The following is a 21283-nucleotide window of genomic DNA, read 5'->3' as shown; positions in this document are numbered from 1 at the left end:
CTTCAGTCTACCTGCCCTTGCAGAATTTTCCCAAAAAAAAGAGCGGTCTGCGCCCGTTTCGCCTCATCTGCGCACCAACCCTGTGTTCATGCTAAGGTAGCCTGAACTTTTTAAGGAGCGACACATGTCTTACCACCGCCCTGTTTTTGCAGCTTTATTTGATATGGATGGATTGTTGATTGATTCTGAACCTCTCTGGGATCAGGCTGAAATGGACATCTTCTCAACCCTGAATATCGATTTGACCCGACGCCACGAATCACCTGATACGCTCGGATTACGTATCGATCAGACGGTGCGCATGTGGTACGAAACGTTGCCCTGGTCGGGACCGAGTCAGGAAGCGGTCACACAGCGTATCATCGCCCGTGCAATGGAACTGATTGCGATAAACCGCCCGCTTCTGCCCGGCGTTGAGTCCGCCCTCTCATTGTGCAAACAGCACGGCCTGAAGACCGGCCTGGTTTCCGCATCGCCCCGCTTCATGCTGGAACAGGTACTGGCGATGTTTAACCTGAATCACTATTTTGATGTGCTGTCTTCCGCCGAACATCTGCCCTACAGCAAGCCGCATCCGCAGGTCTACCTCAACGCCGCCGAGGCGCTGGGCATTGATCCGCTTCACTGCGTCGCGCTGGAAGATTCGGTGAACGGCATGGTAGCAAGCAAAGCCGCACGAATGCGATCAATTGTGATTCCGGCAGCCAGCCATCAGGATGATGCCCGCTGGGCGCTTGCCGACGTGAAGCTGAGCAGCCTGACGCAGTTAACGCGGGAGCATTTGAGGCTTAACGGCAAAGGCGCTGTAACCTGTTGCATCCCCTTAAAAATTAACGCTTCGTTACAGCGTCACAGGTTCTCATTTACTGGATAAATCCCTATACTGGATGCATTGACAGTTTCTTTTGCAACCAGGTTTATCATGACGGCCGAAGGCCATATCTTTTTTGCTGTTGCCAGCGCCATTTTTGCGAAACGGGCCGAGCTCACCCCGGTGATGGCTCAGGCGGACTGGTGGCATTTAATTCCCGCCAGCCTGCTGACCTGCCTGCTGCCTGACATCGATCATCCTAAGTCATTGCTGGGCCAGCGCCTGCGCTGGTTGTCGCATCCCATTGCCCGGGCATTTGGTCATCGCGGGTTCACCCACAGCCTGTTTGCCGTCGCGGCTGGCCTGTGGCTGTTTCAGATTAACGTGCCGAAAAGCTGGCCGGTGCCCGCCGATGTTCTGCAGGGCATGACGCTGGGTTACCTGAGCCACATTGTGGCCGATATGCTCACTCCGGCCGGCGTTCCTCTGCTCTGGCCCTGTCGCTGGCGTTTTCGTCTGCCCATTCTGAACAGCCAAAAAGGCAATCAACTGGAGCGCGCTCTGTGCCTGTGCCTGATGGCTTACGCGCTGTGGTTCCCGCCTGGGATGCCTGCGTTTGGCGAAAATGGCTGGCCCACTCAGGTATTTGATACCTTGCAAAACGGCGTCAGCCGCCTCCTGTCCGGGCATTCCGGCTCCTGAGCCACTGGCCGCTCAAGCAACATTATAAGCTATTCCATTTGGATATAAGATCGCACTAAATTCACCTGATACCATTTCCGGACACCTGTATGAACAATAACTACTTTTGCTTTCCTTACCAGAGGAATGCTGCATGATTCGGAGTTTCTATGGATATCCCTTTAACGCTTAATATCATTGCCTTTGTGGTGCTGCTGCTTCTGCTGTCACGCCTGAGCCGCGCCAACTGGAGTCTGTCAAAAAAAGTGCTGGTCGGGTTAGTGTTTGGCGTCGCGTTTGGCCTGGCGCTGCAGTTTATTTACGGCAGTAACAGCGATACGGTCAAAGCGTCAATTGGCTGGTTTAACGTGGTCGGTAACGGCTATGTCCAGCTGTTGCAGATGATCGTGATGCCGCTGGTCTTTGTCTCAATTCTGAGCGCGGTGGCGCGCCTGCATAACGCCTCTTCGCTGGGCAAAATCAGTTTCCTGACCATTGGGGTGCTGCTGTTTACGACCGCGATTGCGGCGCTGGTCGGGGTTTTCGTGACCGGGCTGTTCCATCTTAATGCAACCGGCCTGGTACAGGGTGCCCAGGAAACGGCGCGTCTGAGTGCCATCCAGAATAACTATGTAGGCAAAGTGGCCGATCTGACGGCGCCGCAGCTTATCCTGTCCTTTATCCCGAAAAACCCCTTTGCCGATTTAACCGGTGCCAGCCCCACCTCGATTATCAGTGTCGTCATCTTCGCAGCCTTTTTAGGCGTGGCGGCCCTGCACCTTCTTAAAGATGACGAAGTGAAAGGCCAGCGTGTCCTGACGGCGATCGATACGCTGCAGTCATGGGTGATGAAGCTGGTGCGCCTGATCATGAAACTGACGCCTTACGGCGTGCTGGCGCTGATGACTAAAGTAGTTGCCGGATCGAACCTGCAGGACATCATTAAGCTGGGTAGCTTCGTGGTCGCATCCTATCTGGGCCTGGGCATTATGTTTGTGGTACACGGTCTGCTGCTGTCCGTAAATGGCATCAACCCTATGCGCTTTTTCCGCAAAGTCTGGCCCGTGCTGACCTTTGCCTTCACCAGCCGCTCCAGTGCCGCCAGCATTCCGCTGAACGTGGAAGCGCAAACCCGTCGTCTGGGCGTGCCGGAATCCATTGCCAGTTTCTCGGCGTCGTTTGGCGCTACGATCGGGCAGAACGGTTGTGCCGGTCTTTATCCGACCATGCTGGCCGTGATGGTGGCGCCGACAGTGGGCATTAACCCGTTTGATCCGCTGTGGATTGCCACCCTGGTGGGCATTGTGACGTTGAGCTCAGCGGGCGTTGCCGGTGTCGGCGGTGGCGCGACTTTCGCGGCGTTAATCGTGCTGCCCGCGATGGGCCTGCCCGTCACGCTGGTCGCGCTGCTGATTTCGATCGAGCCGTTGATCGATATGGGCAGAACCGCGTTGAACGTGAATGGTGCAATGACCGCAGGTTCCCTGACCAGTCGCTGGCTGGGCCTGACAGACCGACGCGTTCTTGAGCAAGACGAACACCGTGAATTAGAGCACAGCTAATCACATCTGACCTGGCACCCGGTGCCAGGTCTTCTCCCTTTTCCCTGCCTGTTTCTCCTTATTTCCCCTCTCTCTTTACGTTCACGTTAAGGAAACGTTAAGCGTGGTAAAGGGGCAATAATACGTGCGCTTTCTGCTTGTTTTTGGACGCTAAAAGGAGAATTCTGCAGCGAGTCACAGCAGGAGAATGCACATGAAAACGGTTATCGCTTCATTCCTCGCGTTAGCGATGATTACGCCCAGCGCAGTGTTTGCGCGCCCCGGCGACTGGGGGCCCGGCCCTCACTGGTACCGGCCCGGCCCAGGCTGGCATGGTCCTGCGCCACGCTGGCATGGTCCTGACCATTTCCACGTTCTGCCACTGGCGGCAACGGCGGTTCTGATTGGGGGATTAACCTACTATTTGCTGAATGGCAGTTATTATCAGCGACACGGTGATGAGTACGTGGTTGTTGAGCCGCCTGCTCCGACCTATGTCAGCAGCGTCGGCGGTATGCGGGTGCTGGATTTTAATGGCCGACGGTTCTACGTGCAGGACGGGCATTACTATCAGCGGGAGATTAACGGCAGCTACGTTGAAGTGCCGCGTCCGGCTGGACTGTAGAGATAAAAAACGGCTCGCCATAAGCGAGCCGTTTTTTCAGGTCAGCGAAAATTTACTGCTTAACCTGCGGATCGGTATCGTATTCAGCACAGCTCTGGAAGCCGTAGTTCATCACGCGCCCCATATCGTTATAGCTCACGAAGTAAGTTTGTGCTTTACCGTCACGCTCGCCAATCACATAGGTCTGACAGGTACCGCGCGCATGCACCATGGTGATTTCAGTTGAAGCAGGGCCAGCAATCTGACGGACCTGCTGGCGGGTCATGCCTTTTTTGACGTCCTTAACCACTGGCTTAGTCACGTAGCTTTCCGCACGATCGTAAGTCGTACAACCAGAGAGCGCAGCCAGCGTCAGCGCTGCAGCGATACATCCCATCACTTTATTCATCTTGTTGTTCCTCATTTTTTGTCCATGTGGTGAAAAACCTGGAACATAAAACGGTTTTTATCAAGTTAATGACAGACTTAAACTCAATCTGTCTCGCGGGATTTGTTAAAATGCGCCAGAACAGACCAGGCATGCTGGCTCACTGCACCATTGCGTGTTGGCCAGTGCCGTTTTTACAGGCACAAAAGACGCGCTGAATGCACTTTTGTGACAACGTCACTTAAACATTATCATCAGAGGCCAAATGACGCTTTCCTCACCCAACCGGCTGGTTTACGCCATCACCCTGGGATTACTGGCTGCGCTGGGACCGTTGTGCATCGATCTGTATCTGCCCGCCCTGCCGCAGTTAGCCAGTGACCTGGCTACGCCAACGTCTACGGCACAGCTCAGCCTTACCGCTGGCCTGCTGGGACTGGGCGCCGGTCAGCTTCTGTTTGGTCCCATGAGCGACAAATTTGGTCGTCTGCGACCTCTGACCCTGTCACTGACGTTGTTGTTTATCGCGTCGCTGGGCTGCGCCCTTGCCCAGACTATCGATCAACTGTTACTGGCTCGTCTGTTTCAGGGATTAGCGGGAGCGGGCGGTGCGGTGCTGTCACGGGCAGTAGCGCGCGATATGTACAATGGACATGAACTGACGCGCTTTTTTGCGCTGCTGATGCTGGTTAACGGCCTTGCCCCTATTGGCGCCCCCGTACTGGGCGGTGCCCTGATGACCGTGCTGGACTGGCGCGGTATTTTTGTTGTGCTGAGCGGCATCGCCATTTTGCTCATCCTGCTGGCGCGCGGGAAACTGCATGAAAGTCTGCCCGTTGATCGGCGGAGTCAGGGCTCGGTTTTTGCTGCTTATGCTGCACTGGGGCAGGTCATCACCCACCGTGCCTTTATGGGTTTCTGCCTGACACAAGGGTTTATGATGTCGGGCATGTTCGCCTATATCGGCGCATCGCCGTTCGTGCTGCAGGAAATCTACGGTCTGTCACCCCAGGCGTTCAGCTTTTGCTTTGCCGCCAACGGTATCGGTTTAGTGATTGCCTCACAGACCAGCGCCCGCCTCTGCCCGCTTTGGGGTGAATATCGCGTCCTGAAAGGCGGCCTGATGCTGGCATTCGTGGCCTCCAGCGCGCTGCTGGCCGCCGGGTTAACGCACGCCCCGCTCCCGCTGCTGCTGGTTGCGCTGTTCTTTTCGATTGCCAGCAATGGTGTCATTGCCACCACCGCCGCCTCACTGGCGATGCAAAGTCAGGGGCAACGTGCCGGTAGCGCCTCGGCCGTCATTGGCGTGACGATGTTCACTCTGGGCGCACTTGCCGTGCCGGTAACCGGGATGGGCGGCACATCAGTAATCAGTATGACGTTGACGATATTTGGTTGCTTCATGCTGGCTATACTGACCTTTATCGTTTTGGCAAAAAAACCTCCGCTGAGGTAAAACTTGTCGGATTCAGACCAGCAAAAAGAAAACATCACCCGCTTTGGCTTGTTGTTTTCGGGGATGCGCGTTAGCTTTAAGACAGGCTTTGTATTGTGCCGGCTGGCTAAAGACTTAAGGAGATGTTGATGTCACTGCAGCAGGAAATCATTACCGCACTGGGTGTGAAACCCACTATCGATCCGCAGCAGGAAATTCGTACCAGCGTGGATTTCCTCAAAGCGTATTTAACGCGCCACAGCGGCCTGAAGGCGTTAATACTCGGTATCAGCGGCGGACAAGATTCTACCCTGACGGGCAAGCTGGCCCAGATGGCGATCACGGAGCTTCGCCAGGAAACAGGCGATAACGACTACACCTTTATCGCGGTGCGTCTGCCTTACGGCGTGCAGGCTGATGAGCAGGACTGCCAGGATGCGCTGGCCTTCATCCAGCCAGACCGCTCGCTGGTGGTCAATATTAAAGAAGCGGTGCTGGCCAGTGAGCGCGCGCTGAAAGACGCCGGCATTGTGCTGTCGGATTTCGTCCGCGGCAATGAGAAAGCCCGTGAGCGTATGAAAGCGCAGTACAGCATTGCCGGTATGACCAAAGGCGTGGTAGTGGGCACCGACCATGGCGCAGAAGCCGTCACGGGCTTCTTTACCAAGTACGGCGATGGCGGCAGCGATATTAACCCTATCTTCCGCCTCAATAAGCGCCAGGGCAAACTGCTGCTGAAAACGCTGGGTTGCCCGGAACATCTGTATCTGAAAAAACCGACCGCCGATTTAGAAGACGATCGCCCCGGTCTGCAGGATGAAGTCGCACTGGGCGTCACCTACGACATGATCGATGACTACCTTGAAGGGAAAACGATCGATCCGGACAGCGCGAGAATCATTGAAGGCTGGTATCTGAAAACCGAGCACAAACGTCGACCGCCTATCACTGTTTTCGACGATTTCTGGAAATAACGCCGCCGACCCTTGCCGCCCGGCAAGGGTTGCCTTAACTGCTGAAACCCCATGTCCGTAACGTTACCTCGCGCCACCCTGACCGGGCTGAGCGCAATTTTACTCTGAGTACCACCCTGGGTCTGTTGCGCAGCGTCAGCGAGGCTTTTGGCCCCACCGGCGGTGCCGCCCTGATCTATTCCATCACCGCCCTGCTGTTGTGCCTGACAAGAGGCCTGCCCGATCCGCGTGTCCTGCCCCGTCGCTATCTGCTGGTGGGCGGCAGCCCTGGCCTGGGCGCTTTATAACAATGTGACACGCCGTTATGCATGCGGTAGCAACGGTGTTTCACTGTTTTTTATCGTCACCGCGCTGGCGCGCTGGCTTAAATTCGCGTTCGGCACACAGCAGGAAACGATGCATGTCAGCGCAGCCGCGCTGGCGCAAGTGCTGTTCGTGGGTGCCTCTACCGCCGTGGCCTACTCTGCCTGGAACGACGGCATTCAGCAGGGAAATTTGCCCCTGCTGGCGACCGCCTCCTGTTTTACGCCCGTGCTGTCCGCCTTGCTGGCCAGCTTATGGCTGGGCCTGACACCGCCCGCCAGCTTCTGGCAAGGTGTTGCCCTGATCACCGCAGGCTCGCTGATCGGCTGGCGGGCAACATACCGGTTATGAATCTGAGGCTGGCGATCATTTAACCTGCCTGTTATGCTGTATGGACAACCAGTATAGGGAGTTCGTTTTGGCAAGACGTGCAGCAACCCACCGCCTCGAATTTGATGCGGCAGCGATTTATGAATACCCGGAACATTTGCGTGAATGGCTGGAAGGCTTGCCCAACCTGCCCGGCGTGTATACCTTTCATGGCGAAAGCGACACGCTGCCGTTATACATTGGCAAAAGCGTTAACCTGCGTTCGCGCGTCATGTCTCATTTCCGAACACCTGATGAAGCCAAAATGTTACGCCAGTCGCGACGCGTTAGCTGGATCCCCACGGCGGGCGATCTCGGCGCGTTGCTACTGGAAGCGCAGATGATTAAAACTCAGCAGCCGCTCTTCAATAAACGCCTGCGCAAAAATCGCCAGCTCTGCTCGCTGCAAATTACGCCCGAAGGGAAACCACAGGTCGTGTATGCGCGCGATGTCGATTTCAGTCAGTCGCCCAACCTGTTTGGTTTATACCGCAGTCGCTTCGCTGCCCTGGAACGGCTGAAACAACTGGCCGATGAGTATCAGCTTTGCCACGGCTTATTAGGTCTGGAAGCACTTAGCCCCAGCCGGGGCTGTTTCCGCTCAGCGTTACGCCGCTGTGCGGGTGCCTGCTGTGGCAAAGAGTCCGTGAGCGATCATCAGGACCGACTGTTGGCGGCGCTGGAAAACGTCCGCGTCTTCTGCTGGCCCTGGCAGGGGGCGGTGGCGCTGGTGGAAGAAGGGAAACAGATGACGCAGATTCATGTCATTGACCACTGGTTCTATCTGGGCTCAGTTGACTCGCTTGAAGAAGCCAGACGGCTGAAACGGGGTAAAGGCGGGTTCGACCACGATGGTTATAAGATCCTGTGCCGTCCGGTGCTGTCCGGCCAGTATCCGGTCATTCCGCTCTGAACCGCCTGCTGACGGCACAAAAGGCGGACAGATGGCGACCTGCAGCGCAACCCTGAGTTGACCGCGTGACGCGACAGAACCGCCCTTTTCCTTAACCGCTTTCCCGCTGGCGCGCGTGCATAAAAAAACCGCCGACACTGCCCACGCAACGTGGACAAGGCCGGCGGTCTCAGACCGGTTTTAGTGATTAACCCGAAGCTTATTCAGCAGGGGCCGGAGCCGCTTTGTCATGCATCGGGCGTTTTTCAGTCAGATGCTTTTCAAAATTCGCGTTGTACTGCTTTTTCTGCTCTGGCGTCAGTACGTTGTACAGTTTGTTCTGGGTTTCCATCATTGCCACCGCGTTCGCTTTGGCGTTGGCGGTCATTTTCTCCGCCTGGGCTTCGGCCTTCGCTTTGTCGAAGCTGTCAGAGGCGATAATCGCATGGTTAGCGCGACGCTCTTCGATTGACGGGCGCTGCATCTCGCCACGGCCCGCTTTCATAATTTCATGCATTTTTGTTTTTTGTTCTGGCGTCAGATTCAGTCCGCCAAACATCATGTCCATCCCACCCCGGTGCATCGGCTTGTGCATCGGTTTCTCACTGCCTGCTGGCGGTGGCGTCAGGTTATCCGCTTCGGCATGCACTACAGATGCCGCACCAAATGCCAGGGTAGAAGCCAGTAACAGAGAAGTCAGTTTACGCATAACAGTGTCCTTTTTTACTTGTTCACTTTCGTTACGACAGCGCGCTGTCGCGTCTTCGGAAACAAGCATACGACGTTGAACGTCAACTACTGCGAGTGAGCGTAAAAGCGTGAAAGCACAAAAGTCATATTTCAGCCGATCATGGAGGGAATAAGAAGAATGGCGTCAGGAATTGCAAAAGAGTATGAATAATCAGGAAATTTCGGATAAATCGTGGAGAATTGTAATGCCTTTAGCAGTAAAGCGGAAGGTCTCTTCCGCTCTTTTTTTATACTGCGCGGTGAGACCGTTCAGAGAGGTAACGCCTGAGTCTGCTCGCTCTCTTCAATCAGCATTAAACCCGCCCGCAATCCCAGCCCGACATGGGGATTGGGAAAGAGCACGTATTCCCGCGCCTGCTGGACAAAGTAGCGCGTCTCGCCATCCTCAGCTAATAACGCCCCCTGCGGAAACGCGGTAAAATTTTTCGTGTCATCCGGCATATGCAACTGAAACGCCTCACTTAAGCGCGTGATCTGCTGGCAGACCCGATAACGGCGCGGGCGACCGGCGGGCTCAGGCAATGTTTCACCATACAGCAGAGCAGCCAGGGCCTGAAACGCGGCGCTGAACTGCGACAAATCGTTTTCGCCAAACGGCCGCGCCTGCCCCAACTCCAGGGTACAGCTGGCTGCGCCAAAATGTTCGCAGCTGAAATGGGTAAAAGTGCCCCCCGGCGAACGATGAAATACCAGCGCCTCCAGGCCGGCTGCGCCCAGCCAGTGCAAAAACGCGTCCGGCCAGGGACGCGGATTATGCGGCAGTACGCCAAAGCGGGGATGGTAAGAGCCGCGCAGTGCCGTATGCATATCCAGGTGCCAGCGGGTTTCGTCACATGCCCCCCGCTGCCAGAAGTTTTCCAGCGTTTGTTCCAGCCGCAGCACCCGCCGCGCTTCATCGCCATCATCAATCTGCTGCCAGCGGCCACCAAACAGTCGGTTAATGTCACAGGTCACATAACGCTTCCCCGCGCGCAGCGCCGAAGGATTACCTAACACCACCAGCATACGCTGCTGAAGTGGTTTTTCGCCCCGGAGTAAAGGCGTGATGAGCTGATTAAGGATTTCAACCGGGGCGGTTTCATTTCCGTGAACGCCCGCAGAGAGTACCAGCGCCTGGTTAACCGGTGCCTTTGGCTCCATAAGCAAAAGACCATGGTATAACCACTGCCAGCGAAGATGCGCCGTCTCACCGCTACGCAAACGTGGCGCTTCACCCGACAGCGTTTGCTGCAAAAAGTCCTGCATCGTTTCTCCTTAAAAGCGGAAGCGGGCAACCCTGACGGCACCACCTGCTTCACTGTTGAAATGTATACACATTTCCTAAGTCTAGCAGCCTGGTCAATTCATCAAGGGCAACCCGCCCTTCTTCCAGTAATTGCGGATCGCCTAAATCGCTTTGCGTCAGCCTGTCGCGATAGTGCTTATCGACCCACCGGTTCAGCGTGGCGAACACGTGATCGTTCATCAGCACCGCCAGGTTAACGGCCCGGTGCTCCTCGGGGGTTAATACCACGCGCAACCGCAGGCAGGCGGGGCCGCCCCCGTTGTGCATACTTTCCCGCAGGTCAAACACCTGCAGGGACTGTAACGGACCGCCGCCTTCCACCTGTTCACGCAGGTATTCCCAGACGCCGGGATGCTGGCGCGACTCTTCCGGCAGCACCAACATCATGCTGCCATCCGGGCGCGTCAGCAGCTGGCTGTTAAACAGGTAGGTACTGACGGCATCCTGCACGGAGACCCGGGCTGTTGGCACTTCAAGGGCGACAAAACCCGGCACACGGTCGCGCAGTTGCGCCAGTAAATTGGGCTGATCAACAAAAGCCTGCTGATGGCAAAACAGCAGCTGCTGATTGCTCACGGCAATGACATCGTTATGGAAAACGCCCTGATCGATGACCGCCGGATTTTGCTGCGCAAAAATGACTTTTTCAGGCGAGAGCTGATGCAGGCGGGCGACCGCTTCACTGGCTTCACGGGTTTGCCGGGCCGGGTAGCGTCGGGGGGCAGTATCAGACTGGCCGTCGCGACCATAGATAAACAGTTGTACACCCGCGTCACCATAGTCGCCGCCCAGACGGTTATGGTTGGCCGCCCCTTCATCACCAAACCTGGCCACCTGCGGTAGCGCATCATGCACAACAAAATGTCGCGGATCGCGAAACAGCGCTCGCAGCAGAGCGGCCGTTTGCGGGGCTTCAATCGAACGGTGAAATTTGTTGTTGAGATTCGCGACGGTGAAATGCACCCGACGGTCAGCGCTGTCGGCTGAGGGTGATACCGTTGCCGCATTGGCCACCCACATCGCCGAGGCCGAGCTGGCGGCTGACAGTAACGCGGGGGCCGTTTTATGGGCTTTTTCCAGAACCTGCGCATCGCTGCCGCTAAAACCCAACTGACGCAGCACGGCAATGCCGGGCCGCTCATGCGGCGGGATTACGCCCTGAACAAATCCCATGTCGGCCAGCGCTTTCATTTTCAGTAAGCCCTGCTTTGCCGCCAGCCGCGGATTCGACGGCTGGTGTTGATGGCGCGTCGAGGCTTCGTTACCGAATGACAACCCCGCGTAATGGTGCGTCAGTCCGACCAGCCCATCAAAGTTGGCTTCTGTGGCTTTCATGTGCGACCTCCTTGCGGTGAAAAATCCAGGCCCGGTGACAGTGTTGCCGGAAGCGTAAGCTGCGGCGATTCCAGCGAGGCCATCGGCCAGGCACAATAGTCTGCGGCATACCAGGCGCTGACGCGATGGTTACCCGAGGCGCCAATCCCGCCAAACGGTGCCGTACTGGCAGCGCCAGTCAGCGGCTTATTCCAGTTCACAATACCGGCACGCGCTTCCAGCAACAGCTGGTCAAACTGCTCGCGGGAAGGTGAAATTAACCCGCACGACAGGCCGTAGCGCGTCTGGTTAGCCAGTTGAATCGCCTGCGGATAATCGTCGTAACGCATCACCGCCAGCAGCGGGCCAAATACTTCTTCATCCGGCAAATTGTCTACCGCGGTCACGTCAATAATGCCGGGCGTTAACAGCGCCTGTTGCCGGTTGGGCCAGCGCATTGCCAGCAGTATCTTGCCGCCCGCCGCGACGCGCTGCTGCCATTCGGCATAAATTTTTTCGGCAGCGGCGCAGGAGATCACGCTGCCCATAAAAGGTTGCGGATCGGCGTTCCAGGCGCCAGGTTGCAACCGCCCGGCCACCTCAACCAACCGTGTCAGGAAGGCATCACCAGCCGCGCCCCGTTTGACCAGTAAGCGGCGCGCGCAGGTACAACGCTGGCCTGCCGTGATAAAGGCTGACTGAATGGCGATATGCACCGCCCCGTCGATATCCGCGGGATCGTCCACGATCAGTGCATTGTTACCGCCCATTTCCAGCGCCAGCATTTTTTCAGGCTGCCCGGCAAACTGGCGATGAAGCTGATAACCGGTATGTGCGCTACCGGTAAACAGCAGGCCGTCAATGCCCTGCTCAGCCGCCAGCGCCTGGCCGGTTTCACGTCCGCCCTGCAGCAGTCCCATGACGCCATCTGGCAGGCCCGCCTCCCGCCACAGCTGTACCGTTCTCTCAGCGGTGGCTGGCGTCAGCTCGCTGGGTTTGAACACCACACAGTTACCGGCGAGCAAGGCGGGCACAATGTGACCATTCGGTAAATGGCCCGGGAAATTATACGGGCCGAATACCGCCAGCACGCCATGAGGACGATGACGCAGGGCATTTTCGCCCTGTTGCTGCTCCCCGGTGCGAGCGTGATAGGCTTTAACGGAAATCGCAATTTTGTTGATCATCGCGGTCACTTCCGTCAGCGCTTCCCAGCGCGGTTTCCCCGTTTCCTGCGCAATGCAGTCGGCCAGGGCGGTTTTATGGTTCTCGAGCTGTACCGCGAAACGTTCAACGATGGCCTGACGGGCGGCAAAAGGCTGTCTTGCCCACGCCGGAAAGGCCGACCGGGCCGCCTGGCAGGCCGCTGTAACCTGCTCCGATGAAGCCGCGCCCCCCTGCCACAGCGTGTCGCCGCTGACCGGATCCTGTTTGGAAAAGTGATCTGACTCGCCAGCGAGCCACTGTCCATTAATCAGGTGCGTCATGCCTTTTTCTCCTCACTACACAGCGTCACTACGCGCAGGCTGTCACCCGGCTGGCACTGCAACGCCTGTAACTGTTCGTCATTAAGCTGAATATGTTCAGCGCTCGGATCGACCGGTATGAGTGCGACACGAAACCGGTGATAATCGGTGTTGGCGACCAGACAAAGTGGCGCATCCTGCCGGGCCTCGCCTTTTCGTGCCGTCAGTAACCTGCTGTCCCGCACGGCGCGGATGTCATCAATGTCACATTCCAGCGTCGGCCCGCCATCAAAGATGTCAATATACTGGCGGTAGCGGAAACCCTCCGCCTCCAGTACCGCACGTGCGGGCGCGGTTTTAGGATGGACCTGACCAATGACGGCCTGCGCTTCCGGGGTTAAATAGTGCAGATAAAGCGGGTGCTTGGGCATGAGTTCCGCAATAAACGTTTTCTGCCCGGTACCGCTCAGAAAATCGGCTTTGCGAAATTCCATCGAGAAAAAGTGAATGCCCACGCTGTCCCAAAACGGGGAATACCCCTGTTCATCGCTGACGCCGCGCATTTCGGCAACCACCCGCGCCATAAAGCAGTCGCGAAAGTTCGCCATAAACAGAAAACGGGACTTCGATAACAGATAACCGTTTTTACCGTCACGATAGTCGGGATCCAGAAACAGCGTGCAGAGTTCGCTACTGCCTGTATGGTCATTGCTTAATGACAGTGTCGGCAACGTGGCGTACACGTTCAGCTCTTTTGAGGCATGCACCTGTGTGCCGACCCGAAAGTTGTACCAGGGTTCCTGTAGACCTACAGCCACCTCAATGGCGCAGATCCCCACCGCGCGATTGTCCTGGCTGTCAGCCAGCACAAACACATAGCCCTGTTCAGCACGCGGCAGCATGCCCTGCCAGGTATGCAGCGAGCGTTCGATTCGGGCCTGTAGCGTGGCGCTGTCAACCGGCAGGGAGGTCAGTCCGCCGCCTGTTTTTGCCGCCAGTGCCATCAGCTGACTCAGATCATCCCGCTCGACCGGACGAATCACCATCATGATGCCTGGCCCTTAAACAGCTGTTCACAGGCCTGGGCAAAGCGCGCCATACCGGTCTTTACTTCCTGTTCGCTGATATTCAGCGCCGGCGCGAAACGCACCACGTTAGCCCCGGCGATCAGTACCATAACGCCCTGGTCAGCAGCGGCGAGGTTGATCTGTTTGGCTTTCCCCGCAAAGTCGTCGTTCAGTACGGCCCCAATTAATAACCCTAACCCGCGCACCGTTTTAAACAGATGCAGACGTTGATTGAGGTCATTCAGCGCCGCCACAATCCAGTCATGACGCATCCTCACGCCGTCCATCACTTCAGGCCGGTTAATCAGTTCCATGACTTTCCCTGCCACCGCGCTCGCCAGGGGATTACCGCCATAGGTTGTGCCATGCGTGCCCACGCCCATCACCTGCGCCAGGTCTTCACGCGTTAACATGGCGCCGATGGGAAACCCACCGCCCAGCGCCTTGGCACTGGTCAGGACATCCGGCGTCACGCCATAGTGCATATAGGCGTACAGCGAGCCGGTCCGGCCAACGCCGCTCTGCACTTCATCGAAAATCAGCAAGGCCTGATGTTTATCGCACAGTTCACGCAGGCTGCGCAGAAACGCGGGCTCTGCCGGAACAACACCGCCTTCTCCCTGAACAGGTTCGACAATGACGGCACAGGTCTGATCGGAAATCAGTGCGGCAGCAGACGCAAGATCGTTAAATTCCGCGTGCTGAATATCTGCCGGAAGTGGCGCAAAATCTTTTGAATAGGCAGGCTGCCCTCCCGCAGAAACGGTAAACAGCGTGCGGCCATGAAAGGCATTTTTAAATGCGACGATGCCGCTTTTATGGTTACCAAACCGGTCATGTGCCACTTTTCGGGCCAGCTTCAGCGCCGCTTCGTTTGCCTCTGCCCCGGAGTTGCAAAAGAACACACGGTCAGCAAAGGTGGCATCGATCAGGTGTTTCGCCAGACGTAAAACGGGTTCATTGGTGTATCCATTGCCTGTATGCCACAGACGTGAAGCCTGCTCCTGAAGCGCCTGCTGAAGCGCGGGATGCGCATGGCCCAGCGCATTAACGGCGATACCGCCGGCGAAATCGATATAGTCTTTTCCCTGCTGATCCCAGACGGTTGAGCCCTCTGCGCGGACCGGTACAAAACTGGCGGGTGCATAAACCGGCATCATCCAGTGATCAAAATCATGACGCGAAACCTGCAGTGGCATAGTCCTTCTCCTGTACCCCAGGGGTAATCTGTTTGTTTGTTAAATGTTAAGAATGTAAAGACTCGTCCTACGATAGATTGCAGATAGCGTGCCAGCCAAGGACTAAAATGCATAAAATGGAGCGCATAACCAATTATCAATAACTTACGATCAGCATCTATTCACTTAAAATGCATAAATAGTGAATAATAGTCTGAGTGAGACGGGATAGTAGCGTTTTTTAAAGCGGAATTGGCTTTGTTGAATAAATGGATTTTATGCTGTGGTACTATGAAAACGGTTGTTTCAGATAACATAAAATCAATGCATTACATGCTTGCGTATGACGGTGTTCTGTCTGGCATCAGCGTTTTCTACCAAAACAGTGCAGACAAAACAGAATGATTACCTATTATTCAACAAAGCCAAGGCAAGGTTAACGTTTCGCATTATTTTTCAGATGATCCGTCAAATAATGGCGATCTCACTTCCTATGCCCGCATCGGTTTTAAAGGCGAAACCGCCATCACCGATCAACTCACTGGCTATGGTTTCTGGCAGTACCAGTTCAGCGTCAAAAACTCTGAAGGTGCAGATGCCAACACCGGTAACAAAACCCGCCTGGGTTATGCCGGGCTGAAATATGGCGAACTGGGTTCACTGGACTACGGCCGTAACTACGGTCTGGTTTATGACGCATTAAGCTACACCGATATGTTGCCGGTATGGGGTGGAGACTCTGCCTATAACGACGCCTTCCTGACTGCTCGCTCAGGTGGTGTACTGACCTGGCGCAATAAAGACTTCTTTGGTCTGGTGAAGGGCTGGAACATTGCGGCACAGTACGAAGGTAAGAACGATCGTACCTCGACCAACAATGCCGGTCTGCAGGTGAGCCGTGCGAATGGCGATGGCTTTGCTTTATCTACCTCATATGACTTTGATTTTGGTTTGAGTTTTGCTGGCGCTTACTCAAGCCTGCAACGTACTCAGGCACAAAACGCAGCGACTTTTGGTCGCGGTGACAAAGGACAGGTATGGGCAACATCTGTTAAGTATGATGCTAACCAGATTTACCTGGCAGCAATGTACGGTGAAACGCTTAACGCCACACCGATGCCTTCCAGTGCGACCGGTTTCGCTAACAAAGCACGGAACATGGAATTTGTTGCGCAATACCAGTTCCTGAATGGCTTACGCCCTTCATTAAGCTACGTCACCTCAAAAGGCAAAGACATTGAAGGCATCGGTGATGCCGATCTGTATAAATATTCTTCTGTGGGTGCAACTTACTACTTCAATAAAAACATGTCGGTGTACGGCGAATACCGTATTAACCTGCTGAAGAAAAATAATCCGCTGGGTCTGGCAACAGATGACATTACAGCGGTAGGTCTGGTCTACCAGTTCTAAGCGTTACCCCCTCATTGTTAAACGGCCCGGCCTGTGTCTGACGGGCCGTTTCTCTTTACCCCGTCCTCTCAGCTCAGGCGATAGTGACAGTCCGGCTGCATCGGTTGGGGCAGATCCTTCTCTCCCGACATTTCCCGCAAATTGATTTCTATGTTGATGCAGATAGCATCCATCGGCAGATGGTTATTCTTATAGCCGAACGGCATTTCCAGCTCTTCCGCCAGCGTATCGAGTGACAAAAAGGTGTAGGAAATAAACATCGACACCAGCGGCGTCATCGCATGCAGGTCCGGCGCCAGTGCAAACGGCAGCAACGCACAAAACAGATAAACGGTACGCCGTAGCAGCAAGTCATAGACAAACGGCACCGGCATGCTGGCCAGCCGTTCACATCCTCCCAGCACTGCCGCAATCTGGTTGAGGTTGTTGTCAATCGTGCTCCAGACAATATCGCTGATTACCCCTATTTGTCGCTGCTTTGCCAGCCACTGCGACAATTGCAAATGCAGCATATTTGCCGCCGAGTGCTGGCCCAGCAGCACCTCGGCCTCGCTGCCCAGCAGGCGCGTCAGGTCGTCACGTGCATCCGTATGACGGAGTTGATGTTTCAGACTGGCACAGAATGCCAGCAGCATGGCCTGCACCCGCTCCGCATCTGCCGGACAGAAGGCAATAACCTGACGCAAAATATTACGGCAGGCAATCAGCAACGCCCCCAGTAACAGGCGGGCCTCGCTGAATCGCGCATAGCAAACGCTGTTACGGAAACCCAGAAAGATAGCGATGGAGACGCCAAACAGGCTGAACGGCGCCAGCGTGAGCTTAATGCCCAGGGTTTCATACCAGTCCAGCAACGCCAGGGCGAGCAGCGACATTAACAGGTTAAGAAACAGGCGGAACAGGATATCGGGCAGAACAGAGCCATGCCAGGCAAACAGGCGGATAAACCAATGGTTGGGGGGTCGAAGAATCATGGTGTGCAGATGAATGGATATTTTTGCCGATTCTGCGAGTGTGCGTGTGCTTTTACCAGTGAAAAAATGTGACAAAAATCACATTTTATTGTGACGTTAGTCGCTGAAGCTCAGCGGATCGGTAACCGGCGAGCGCGCCTCCGCCTGTTCCGCGGGCGGCTCATCCAGCGACAACGGCGGCTGGACCCTGAGGGTGATCCAGTTGGACGTGACGCGCTGTTGTTTACTGTCTTCGACCGTAACCGACAGATGGTAAGTATTGCTGGCCCCTGGCGTGTTGTCCCACGGCGGCACAATCACGCTCCACCCGTCCGTTGCACTGTTGTTCGGGGGAGCAGTCAGACTCAGCGCCGCCGTGTCGCCCTGCCAGCTCAGCCCCTTAATCGCATGACTGGCGCGTACCTGCAGCTTAAGTGGAACGCTCTCGCCCGGATTAAGCTGCCATGGCGGCGTCGCCAGAAACACGGAGAGGGTTTTGCGCTGCCGGTAAGCCATTACCGGCGTTTGGCTGCGCGTGACGGTATCGTAGCGACTGCCACGCAACGAAAGCATCTCGGCGACGTTACTGGCATCCAGCTGGCGGCTTAAAGCCACGCCAAAACGATAATTCAGTTTCAGCCCAACCTGATCCTGGGTCTCGCCGGCACTGCTGGTTTTGTGGCTGGCCGTGAAGGTCACCAGCGGCACGGGCGTGTAAGACAGCCCGAGCGAGAGTGCCGCCGGATTGTGGTAGCGATTACCGCTGTTAAACAGATCAACCTTTTCACCCAGATACTGCTGATAACTGAATGACACGCCCAGTTGACGGTAAAAAGGAAGATAGCTTTGAGTGGTGATGTCGTAACCTTCGGCCATGCGGTATTGCTGGCTGCTGTCACGATTGCGCCATCCTGAAAGCGGATGATAGTAATTAGCGGAGAGCCGCAGGTTGTTGCTCCAGGCTTCCGTTCCCACCGATGCGCGCTGGAGGCCGCTGCGAAAACTGCGATCGATAAAACTGTTGTAGCCTAACAGCCAGTTGCCCAGATCCCAGCGCTGGCCCAGTCCCGCATTACCGACCACCCCTTCCACCGTATCGTGCAGACCAAGCTGACTAAACGTCAGATAGCGGTTTTCATCGGCCAGCGGACTAAACAGATTACCGCCGGTCCCGTCAAAATTGCCGTCCATGTCGACTTTCAGGTCGAATTCTGCGTTGCCGTAGGGAGAGAGCAGCGACTGCCCTTCCGTTTCCACCCGCGTCGCAACTTCGTCACGCAGATGATTAAACGCCCACTGCCCGGCCTGCTGACCAAAGGTCACATCGCTGCTGCTTTCACTGGCTTCTGCAATGCTTTTCGCCGCCTTCGCCAGTTTTCACTCCACTGATGATCCTCCTCGACATGCCCCAGCGACGGAAGATCGTCAAGCGACTGCCGGAAACGAGCAGGATCGCCAAACGGGGTGGCAGGAATCTGACTGTCGGCTTGCAGCGCACAAACAGGGGCGGCGGCGATGGCCGTCATGACAGTCAACGCGAGGAGAACAGGTCTGTAAATCACATCATCGGGTCCGGGCATAAACATTATCAGGTGGTTTCTCAACGAGAATGACAAAACCAGCGCAGACTATTTTAGCATAATGTGACCCAGATTAATGATTTGAAGCGATATTTGTGCTCAGCGAGGCGGCAAACCCCGCATGAAACGGGGTTAAGATAACCCTTCACCGACGTAACGCGCCGGGGAAAAGATCAGGAGAAAATCAATCCGCCGTCCACATTGATCGTTTGCCCGGTAATATAGCGCGCATCATCCGAGGCCAAAAACGCCACCAGCCCGGCCACATCCTGCGGCTGTCCGGCGCGCTTCAACGGAATTGTGTCGACCCACTCCGCCATCAGCTCGCCTTTGCCATAGGTTTTCTTATCGCTGCTGAGAATGGCCCCCCAGGCCCGATCGTTGTAATCCCACATTTCACTTTCAATAATGCCCGGGCAAAACGCATTCACGGTAATGTTCCAGCGCGCCAGTTCCAGTGCCAGACTTTGTGTAATACCGATTACCCCCATTTTACTGGCGGCGTAATGCGGCGTGTAGATAAAGCCTTTGCGTCCCTGGCCGGAGGACGTATTGATCAGGCTGCCGCCGTTTTGCTGCACCATGTATTTGGCCGCCTCACGACAGCACAGCCAGACACCGGTGGTATTGACGGCGAGCACACGATCGAAATCGCTTTTCGGCAGCGCATCAATGGTGATAATCCCTGCGTTTTGAATCGACACGTCAATGCCGCCAAAACGTTCTGCGGCCTGCCGGTACAGGCGTTGTACCTGCGCTTCATCCGTGACATCCGCCTGCAGGGCCAGGATAGCGGCCCCGGTGGCGCGAAGACTGTCGGCCGTGGCAAATACCCGATCAGCATTGGAGACCATCACAAGGTTTGCGCCGTCCTGGGCAAAGCGGGCGGCGATGCCGGCACCAATCCCGCGGCAGGCGCCGGTGATCACCACGGTTTTTCCACTAAAATTGCGGTTCATGCTGCTCCCCTGTTATCCATGACTGATATCAGCCCGTGGCGTGACCGGCTGCTTTTTTTCATGACGACGCAGCAGTATCACTTTGCTCTGCAGGCGCTGCTGGAACTGGTCAATCACCACGGCGGTCACTATCACCACGCCCTTGATCACCATTTGCCAGAAATCACTGACGCCCATCATGACCATGCCGTCAGCCAGAAAGACGATAACAAAGGCCCCGATGATTGAGCCGGAGAGACGACCGCGCCCCCCCGCCAGCGCGGTACCGCCCAGCACCGTGGCACCGATAGCATCCATTTCAAACATATTGCCGGTCATCGGATGCGCAGTCTGTAACTGGGAGGCAACGATCAGGCCGACCAGTGCGGCACACAGGCCCGAAAAGGCATAGACGAATACTTTCACTTTGATAATCGGCACACCGGCCAGCCTTGCGGCCGGTTCATTGCCGCCCGTCGCATAGATGTAGCGACCAAGCGGCGTTTTACGGGTGAGATAAAGGCCAAGCAGCAGGAAGCCGATCATCAGCCAGATCGGAATGTACACGCCCAGGAAGGTGCCCGATCCTAACCACGCGAAGCCGGTGTTGCCTAACGCAGGCAGGCCCACCAGGTTGGCATAGGTCGCGCCATCGTTAAACAGCAGCGCCGCGCCGCGGGCGACATACATCACGCCCAGGGTACAGATGAAGGGGGCGACGCCCAACCGGGTAATCATCGCCCCGTTAAGCATGCCCACCAGCACACCAAACAGCGCTACCACCAGAATCACCTCCGGCACGTTCAGGAAGAGCCGGTTCCCGTCCCATAACGGGATGCCTGCGGTCAGCAACGCCCCCGCGACCATACCGCAGATACCGGCAACCGCGCCCACCGAGAGATCAATGCCGCCGGTCAGGATCACCAGCGTCATGCCAATCGCCAGCAGGCCGGTAATCGCCACATGCTGCGTCATGATCAGTACGTTAGAGGGCGTCAGAAAATTCGGCACCATGACGCTAAAGAAACCGACGACGATCAGTAAGGCAATAAAGGTACGCGCCTTGAGCATATACATATAAAGCAGATATTTTTGGTTCATGGAGTTCTCCGTCACCTCAGGCTTGCGGGGTTGACGCGCTAATCAGTTTTTCGCGCGTGGCATCCGCGCGGGGAAGATCAGCAGTAATACGGCCGTCGGCCATCACCAGAATGGTAAGCGTCACATTTAAACCGTCTGTGCAGCGGGCTCCGGTTCCGGGAAAATAGTGTCCATCATTTTTTAATGGACACTATCGCGTGAAACACCGGACATGGCTCCTTGAGGCGCTTCGCCTCCATT

The 21283-nt window shown here is 56.0% G+C and carries 17 protein-coding genes and 3 pseudogenes; 9 read left to right on the top strand and 11 right to left on the bottom strand.

Translation table 11 applies throughout. The annotated features are described in order from the left end of the window. The first annotated feature begins 124 nt into the window (after positions 1 to 124). The 4 genes from hxpB to F7Q90_RS19060 all read left to right on the top strand — a co-directional run bounded on the left by hxpB (position 125) and on the right by F7Q90_RS19060 (position 3658). On the top strand, positions 125 to 874 hold the full coding sequence (hxpB, locus tag F7Q90_RS19075) for a hexitol phosphatase HxpB (RefSeq protein WP_006118948.1): 750 nt from the start codon (positions 125 to 127) through the stop codon (positions 872 to 874). 48 nt (positions 875 to 922) lie between these two features. Continuing rightward, positions 923 to 1513 carry a metal-dependent hydrolase gene (locus F7Q90_RS19070; protein ID WP_006118947.1) on the top strand — a complete coding sequence of 197 codons (591 nt, stop codon included), beginning with the start codon at positions 923 to 925 and terminating at the stop codon, positions 1511 to 1513. Between the two features lie 149 nt (positions 1514 to 1662). Beyond that, positions 1663 to 3054 carry an L-cystine transporter gene (locus tag F7Q90_RS19065; RefSeq protein WP_006118946.1) on the top strand — a complete coding sequence of 464 codons (1392 nt, stop codon included), beginning with the start codon at positions 1663 to 1665 and terminating at the stop codon, positions 3052 to 3054. A 193-nt stretch (positions 3055 to 3247) separates the two neighbouring features. After that, positions 3248 to 3658 (top strand): DUF6515 family protein, encoded by a 411-nt coding sequence (locus F7Q90_RS19060; protein WP_006118945.1) that lies wholly within the window; start codon positions 3248 to 3250, stop codon positions 3656 to 3658. Between the two features lie 52 nt (positions 3659 to 3710). On the opposite strand, the gene osmE is transcribed toward F7Q90_RS19060, so the two are convergent. Then, positions 3711 to 4046: an osmotically-inducible lipoprotein OsmE gene (osmE, locus tag F7Q90_RS19055; protein ID WP_006118944.1), complete on the bottom strand. Its 336-nt coding sequence runs from the start codon at positions 4044 to 4046 to the stop codon at positions 3711 to 3713. A gap of 244 nt (positions 4047 to 4290) precedes the next feature. Between osmE and F7Q90_RS19050 the strand changes: the two genes are divergently transcribed. The 4 genes and pseudogenes from F7Q90_RS19050 (at position 4291) to cho (ending at position 8019) form a co-directional block, all read left to right on the top strand. After that, positions 4291 to 5481, top strand: a complete 1191-nt coding sequence (locus tag F7Q90_RS19050) for a multidrug effflux MFS transporter (RefSeq protein ID WP_006118943.1) — start codon at positions 4291 to 4293, stop codon at positions 5479 to 5481. A gap of 128 nt (positions 5482 to 5609) precedes the next feature. Continuing rightward, entirely contained in the window at positions 5610 to 6434 is an 825-nt protein-coding gene (gene nadE, locus F7Q90_RS19045) for an ammonia-dependent NAD(+) synthetase (RefSeq protein WP_006118942.1), read from the top strand. A 51-nt stretch (positions 6435 to 6485) separates the two neighbouring features. Continuing rightward, a pseudogene (locus F7Q90_RS19040) lies at positions 6486 to 7088 on the top strand (EamA family transporter). A gap of 67 nt (positions 7089 to 7155) precedes the next feature. Continuing rightward, positions 7156 to 8019 (top strand): excinuclease Cho, encoded by an 864-nt coding sequence (gene cho, locus F7Q90_RS19035; RefSeq protein ID WP_006118941.1) that lies wholly within the window; start codon positions 7156 to 7158, stop codon positions 8017 to 8019. Positions 8020 to 8218: 199 nt separating this feature from the next. On the opposite strand, the gene spy is transcribed toward cho, so the two are convergent. The 6 genes from spy to F7Q90_RS19005 all read right to left on the bottom strand — a co-directional run bounded on the left by spy (position 8219) and on the right by F7Q90_RS19005 (position 15079). Further along, complete coding sequence (gene spy, locus F7Q90_RS19030; protein WP_006118940.1) at positions 8219 to 8707, bottom strand: ATP-independent periplasmic protein-refolding chaperone Spy; 489 nt, start codon at positions 8705 to 8707, stop codon at positions 8219 to 8221. A 290-nt stretch (positions 8708 to 8997) separates the two neighbouring features. Then, positions 8998 to 9993 carry a succinylglutamate desuccinylase gene (gene astE / locus F7Q90_RS19025; protein ID WP_006118939.1) on the bottom strand — a complete coding sequence of 332 codons (996 nt, stop codon included), beginning with the start codon at positions 9991 to 9993 and terminating at the stop codon, positions 8998 to 9000. Between the two features lie 49 nt (positions 9994 to 10042). After that, positions 10043 to 11368: an N-succinylarginine dihydrolase gene (gene astB / locus F7Q90_RS19020; RefSeq protein WP_006118938.1), complete on the bottom strand. Its 1326-nt coding sequence runs from the start codon at positions 11366 to 11368 to the stop codon at positions 10043 to 10045. Further along, entirely contained in the window at positions 11365 to 12834 is a 1470-nt protein-coding gene (astD, locus tag F7Q90_RS19015) for a succinylglutamate-semialdehyde dehydrogenase (RefSeq protein WP_006118937.1), read from the bottom strand. The genes astB and astD overlap by 4 nt, the downstream gene beginning before the upstream one ends. Next, a complete protein-coding gene (astA, locus tag F7Q90_RS19010) occupies positions 12831 to 13862 on the bottom strand; it encodes an arginine N-succinyltransferase (RefSeq protein ID WP_006118936.1) in 1032 nt (343 codons plus the stop codon). Before astA ends, astD begins: the two co-directional genes overlap by 4 nt. Beyond that, positions 13859 to 15079, bottom strand: a complete 1221-nt coding sequence (locus tag F7Q90_RS19005) for an aspartate aminotransferase family protein (RefSeq protein ID WP_006118935.1) — start codon at positions 15077 to 15079, stop codon at positions 13859 to 13861. Before F7Q90_RS19005 ends, astA begins: the two co-directional genes overlap by 4 nt. Positions 15080 to 15487: 408 nt before the next feature. Between F7Q90_RS19005 and F7Q90_RS19000 the strand changes: the two are divergent. Beyond that, positions 15488 to 16471: pseudogene (locus F7Q90_RS19000) on the top strand (porin); the annotation flags it as partial. Positions 16472 to 16539: 68 nt separating this feature from the next. On the opposite strand, the gene F7Q90_RS18995 reads toward F7Q90_RS19000, so the two are convergent. The 4 genes and pseudogenes from F7Q90_RS18995 to F7Q90_RS18980 form a co-directional block, all read right to left on the bottom strand. Beyond that, entirely contained in the window at positions 16540 to 17445 is a 906-nt protein-coding gene (locus tag F7Q90_RS18995; RefSeq protein ID WP_006118933.1) for a bestrophin family protein, read from the bottom strand. A gap of 96 nt (positions 17446 to 17541) precedes the next feature. After that, a pseudogene (locus F7Q90_RS18990) lies at positions 17542 to 19013 on the bottom strand (YchO/YchP family invasin). Between the two features lie 164 nt (positions 19014 to 19177). Then, positions 19178 to 19963 (bottom strand): SDR family oxidoreductase, encoded by a 786-nt coding sequence (locus tag F7Q90_RS18985; protein ID WP_006118932.1) that lies wholly within the window; start codon positions 19961 to 19963, stop codon positions 19178 to 19180. A 12-nt stretch (positions 19964 to 19975) separates the two neighbouring features. Continuing rightward, positions 19976 to 21043: an ABC transporter permease gene (locus F7Q90_RS18980; RefSeq protein WP_006118931.1), complete on the bottom strand. Its 1068-nt coding sequence runs from the start codon at positions 21041 to 21043 to the stop codon at positions 19976 to 19978. Between the last annotated feature and the right edge of the window lie 240 nt (positions 21044 to 21283).

It is taken from the genome of Pantoea stewartii subsp. stewartii (genome assembly GCF_008801695.1).
GTDB lineage: Bacteria > Pseudomonadota > Gammaproteobacteria > Enterobacterales > Enterobacteriaceae > Pantoea > Pantoea stewartii.
This window is presented reverse-complemented; position numbering and strand designations above follow the sequence as displayed.

Excerpts from the sequence above, each read along its gene's own strand:
- hxpB (WP_006118948.1), top strand. The coding sequence starts at position 125 with ATGTCTTACCACCGCCCTGTTTTTGCAGCTTTATTTGATATGGATGGA.
- F7Q90_RS19070 (WP_006118947.1), top strand. The coding sequence starts at position 923 with ATGACGGCCGAAGGCCATATCTTTTTTGCTGTTGCCAGCGCCATTTTT.
- F7Q90_RS19065 (WP_006118946.1), top strand. The coding sequence starts at position 1,663 with ATGGATATCCCTTTAACGCTTAATATCATTGCCTTTGTGGTGCTGCTG.
- F7Q90_RS19060 (WP_006118945.1), top strand. The coding sequence starts at position 3,248 with ATGAAAACGGTTATCGCTTCATTCCTCGCGTTAGCGATGATTACGCCC.
- osmE (WP_006118944.1), bottom strand. The coding sequence starts at position 4,046 with ATGAATAAAGTGATGGGATGTATCGCTGCAGCGCTGACGCTGGCTGCG.
- F7Q90_RS19050 (WP_006118943.1), top strand. The coding sequence starts at position 4,291 with ATGACGCTTTCCTCACCCAACCGGCTGGTTTACGCCATCACCCTGGGA.
- nadE (WP_006118942.1), top strand. The coding sequence starts at position 5,610 with ATGTCACTGCAGCAGGAAATCATTACCGCACTGGGTGTGAAACCCACT.
- spy (WP_006118940.1), bottom strand. The coding sequence starts at position 8,707 with ATGCGTAAACTGACTTCTCTGTTACTGGCTTCTACCCTGGCATTTGGT.
- astE (WP_006118939.1), bottom strand. The coding sequence starts at position 9,993 with ATGCAGGACTTTTTGCAGCAAACGCTGTCGGGTGAAGCGCCACGTTTG.
- astB (WP_006118938.1), bottom strand. The coding sequence starts at position 11,368 with ATGAAAGCCACAGAAGCCAACTTTGATGGGCTGGTCGGACTGACGCAC.
- astD (WP_006118937.1), bottom strand. The coding sequence starts at position 12,834 with ATGACGCACCTGATTAATGGACAGTGGCTCGCTGGCGAGTCAGATCAC.
- astA (WP_006118936.1), bottom strand. The coding sequence starts at position 13,862 with ATGATGGTGATTCGTCCGGTCGAGCGGGATGATCTGAGTCAGCTGATG.
- F7Q90_RS19005 (WP_006118935.1), bottom strand. The coding sequence starts at position 15,079 with ATGCCACTGCAGGTTTCGCGTCATGATTTTGATCACTGGATGATGCCG.
- F7Q90_RS18995 (WP_006118933.1), bottom strand. The coding sequence starts at position 17,445 with ATGATTCTTCGACCCCCCAACCATTGGTTTATCCGCCTGTTTGCCTGG.
- F7Q90_RS18985 (WP_006118932.1), bottom strand. The coding sequence starts at position 19,963 with ATGAACCGCAATTTTAGTGGAAAAACCGTGGTGATCACCGGCGCCTGC.
- F7Q90_RS18980 (WP_006118931.1), bottom strand. The coding sequence starts at position 21,043 with ATGAACCAAAAATATCTGCTTTATATGTATATGCTCAAGGCGCGTACC.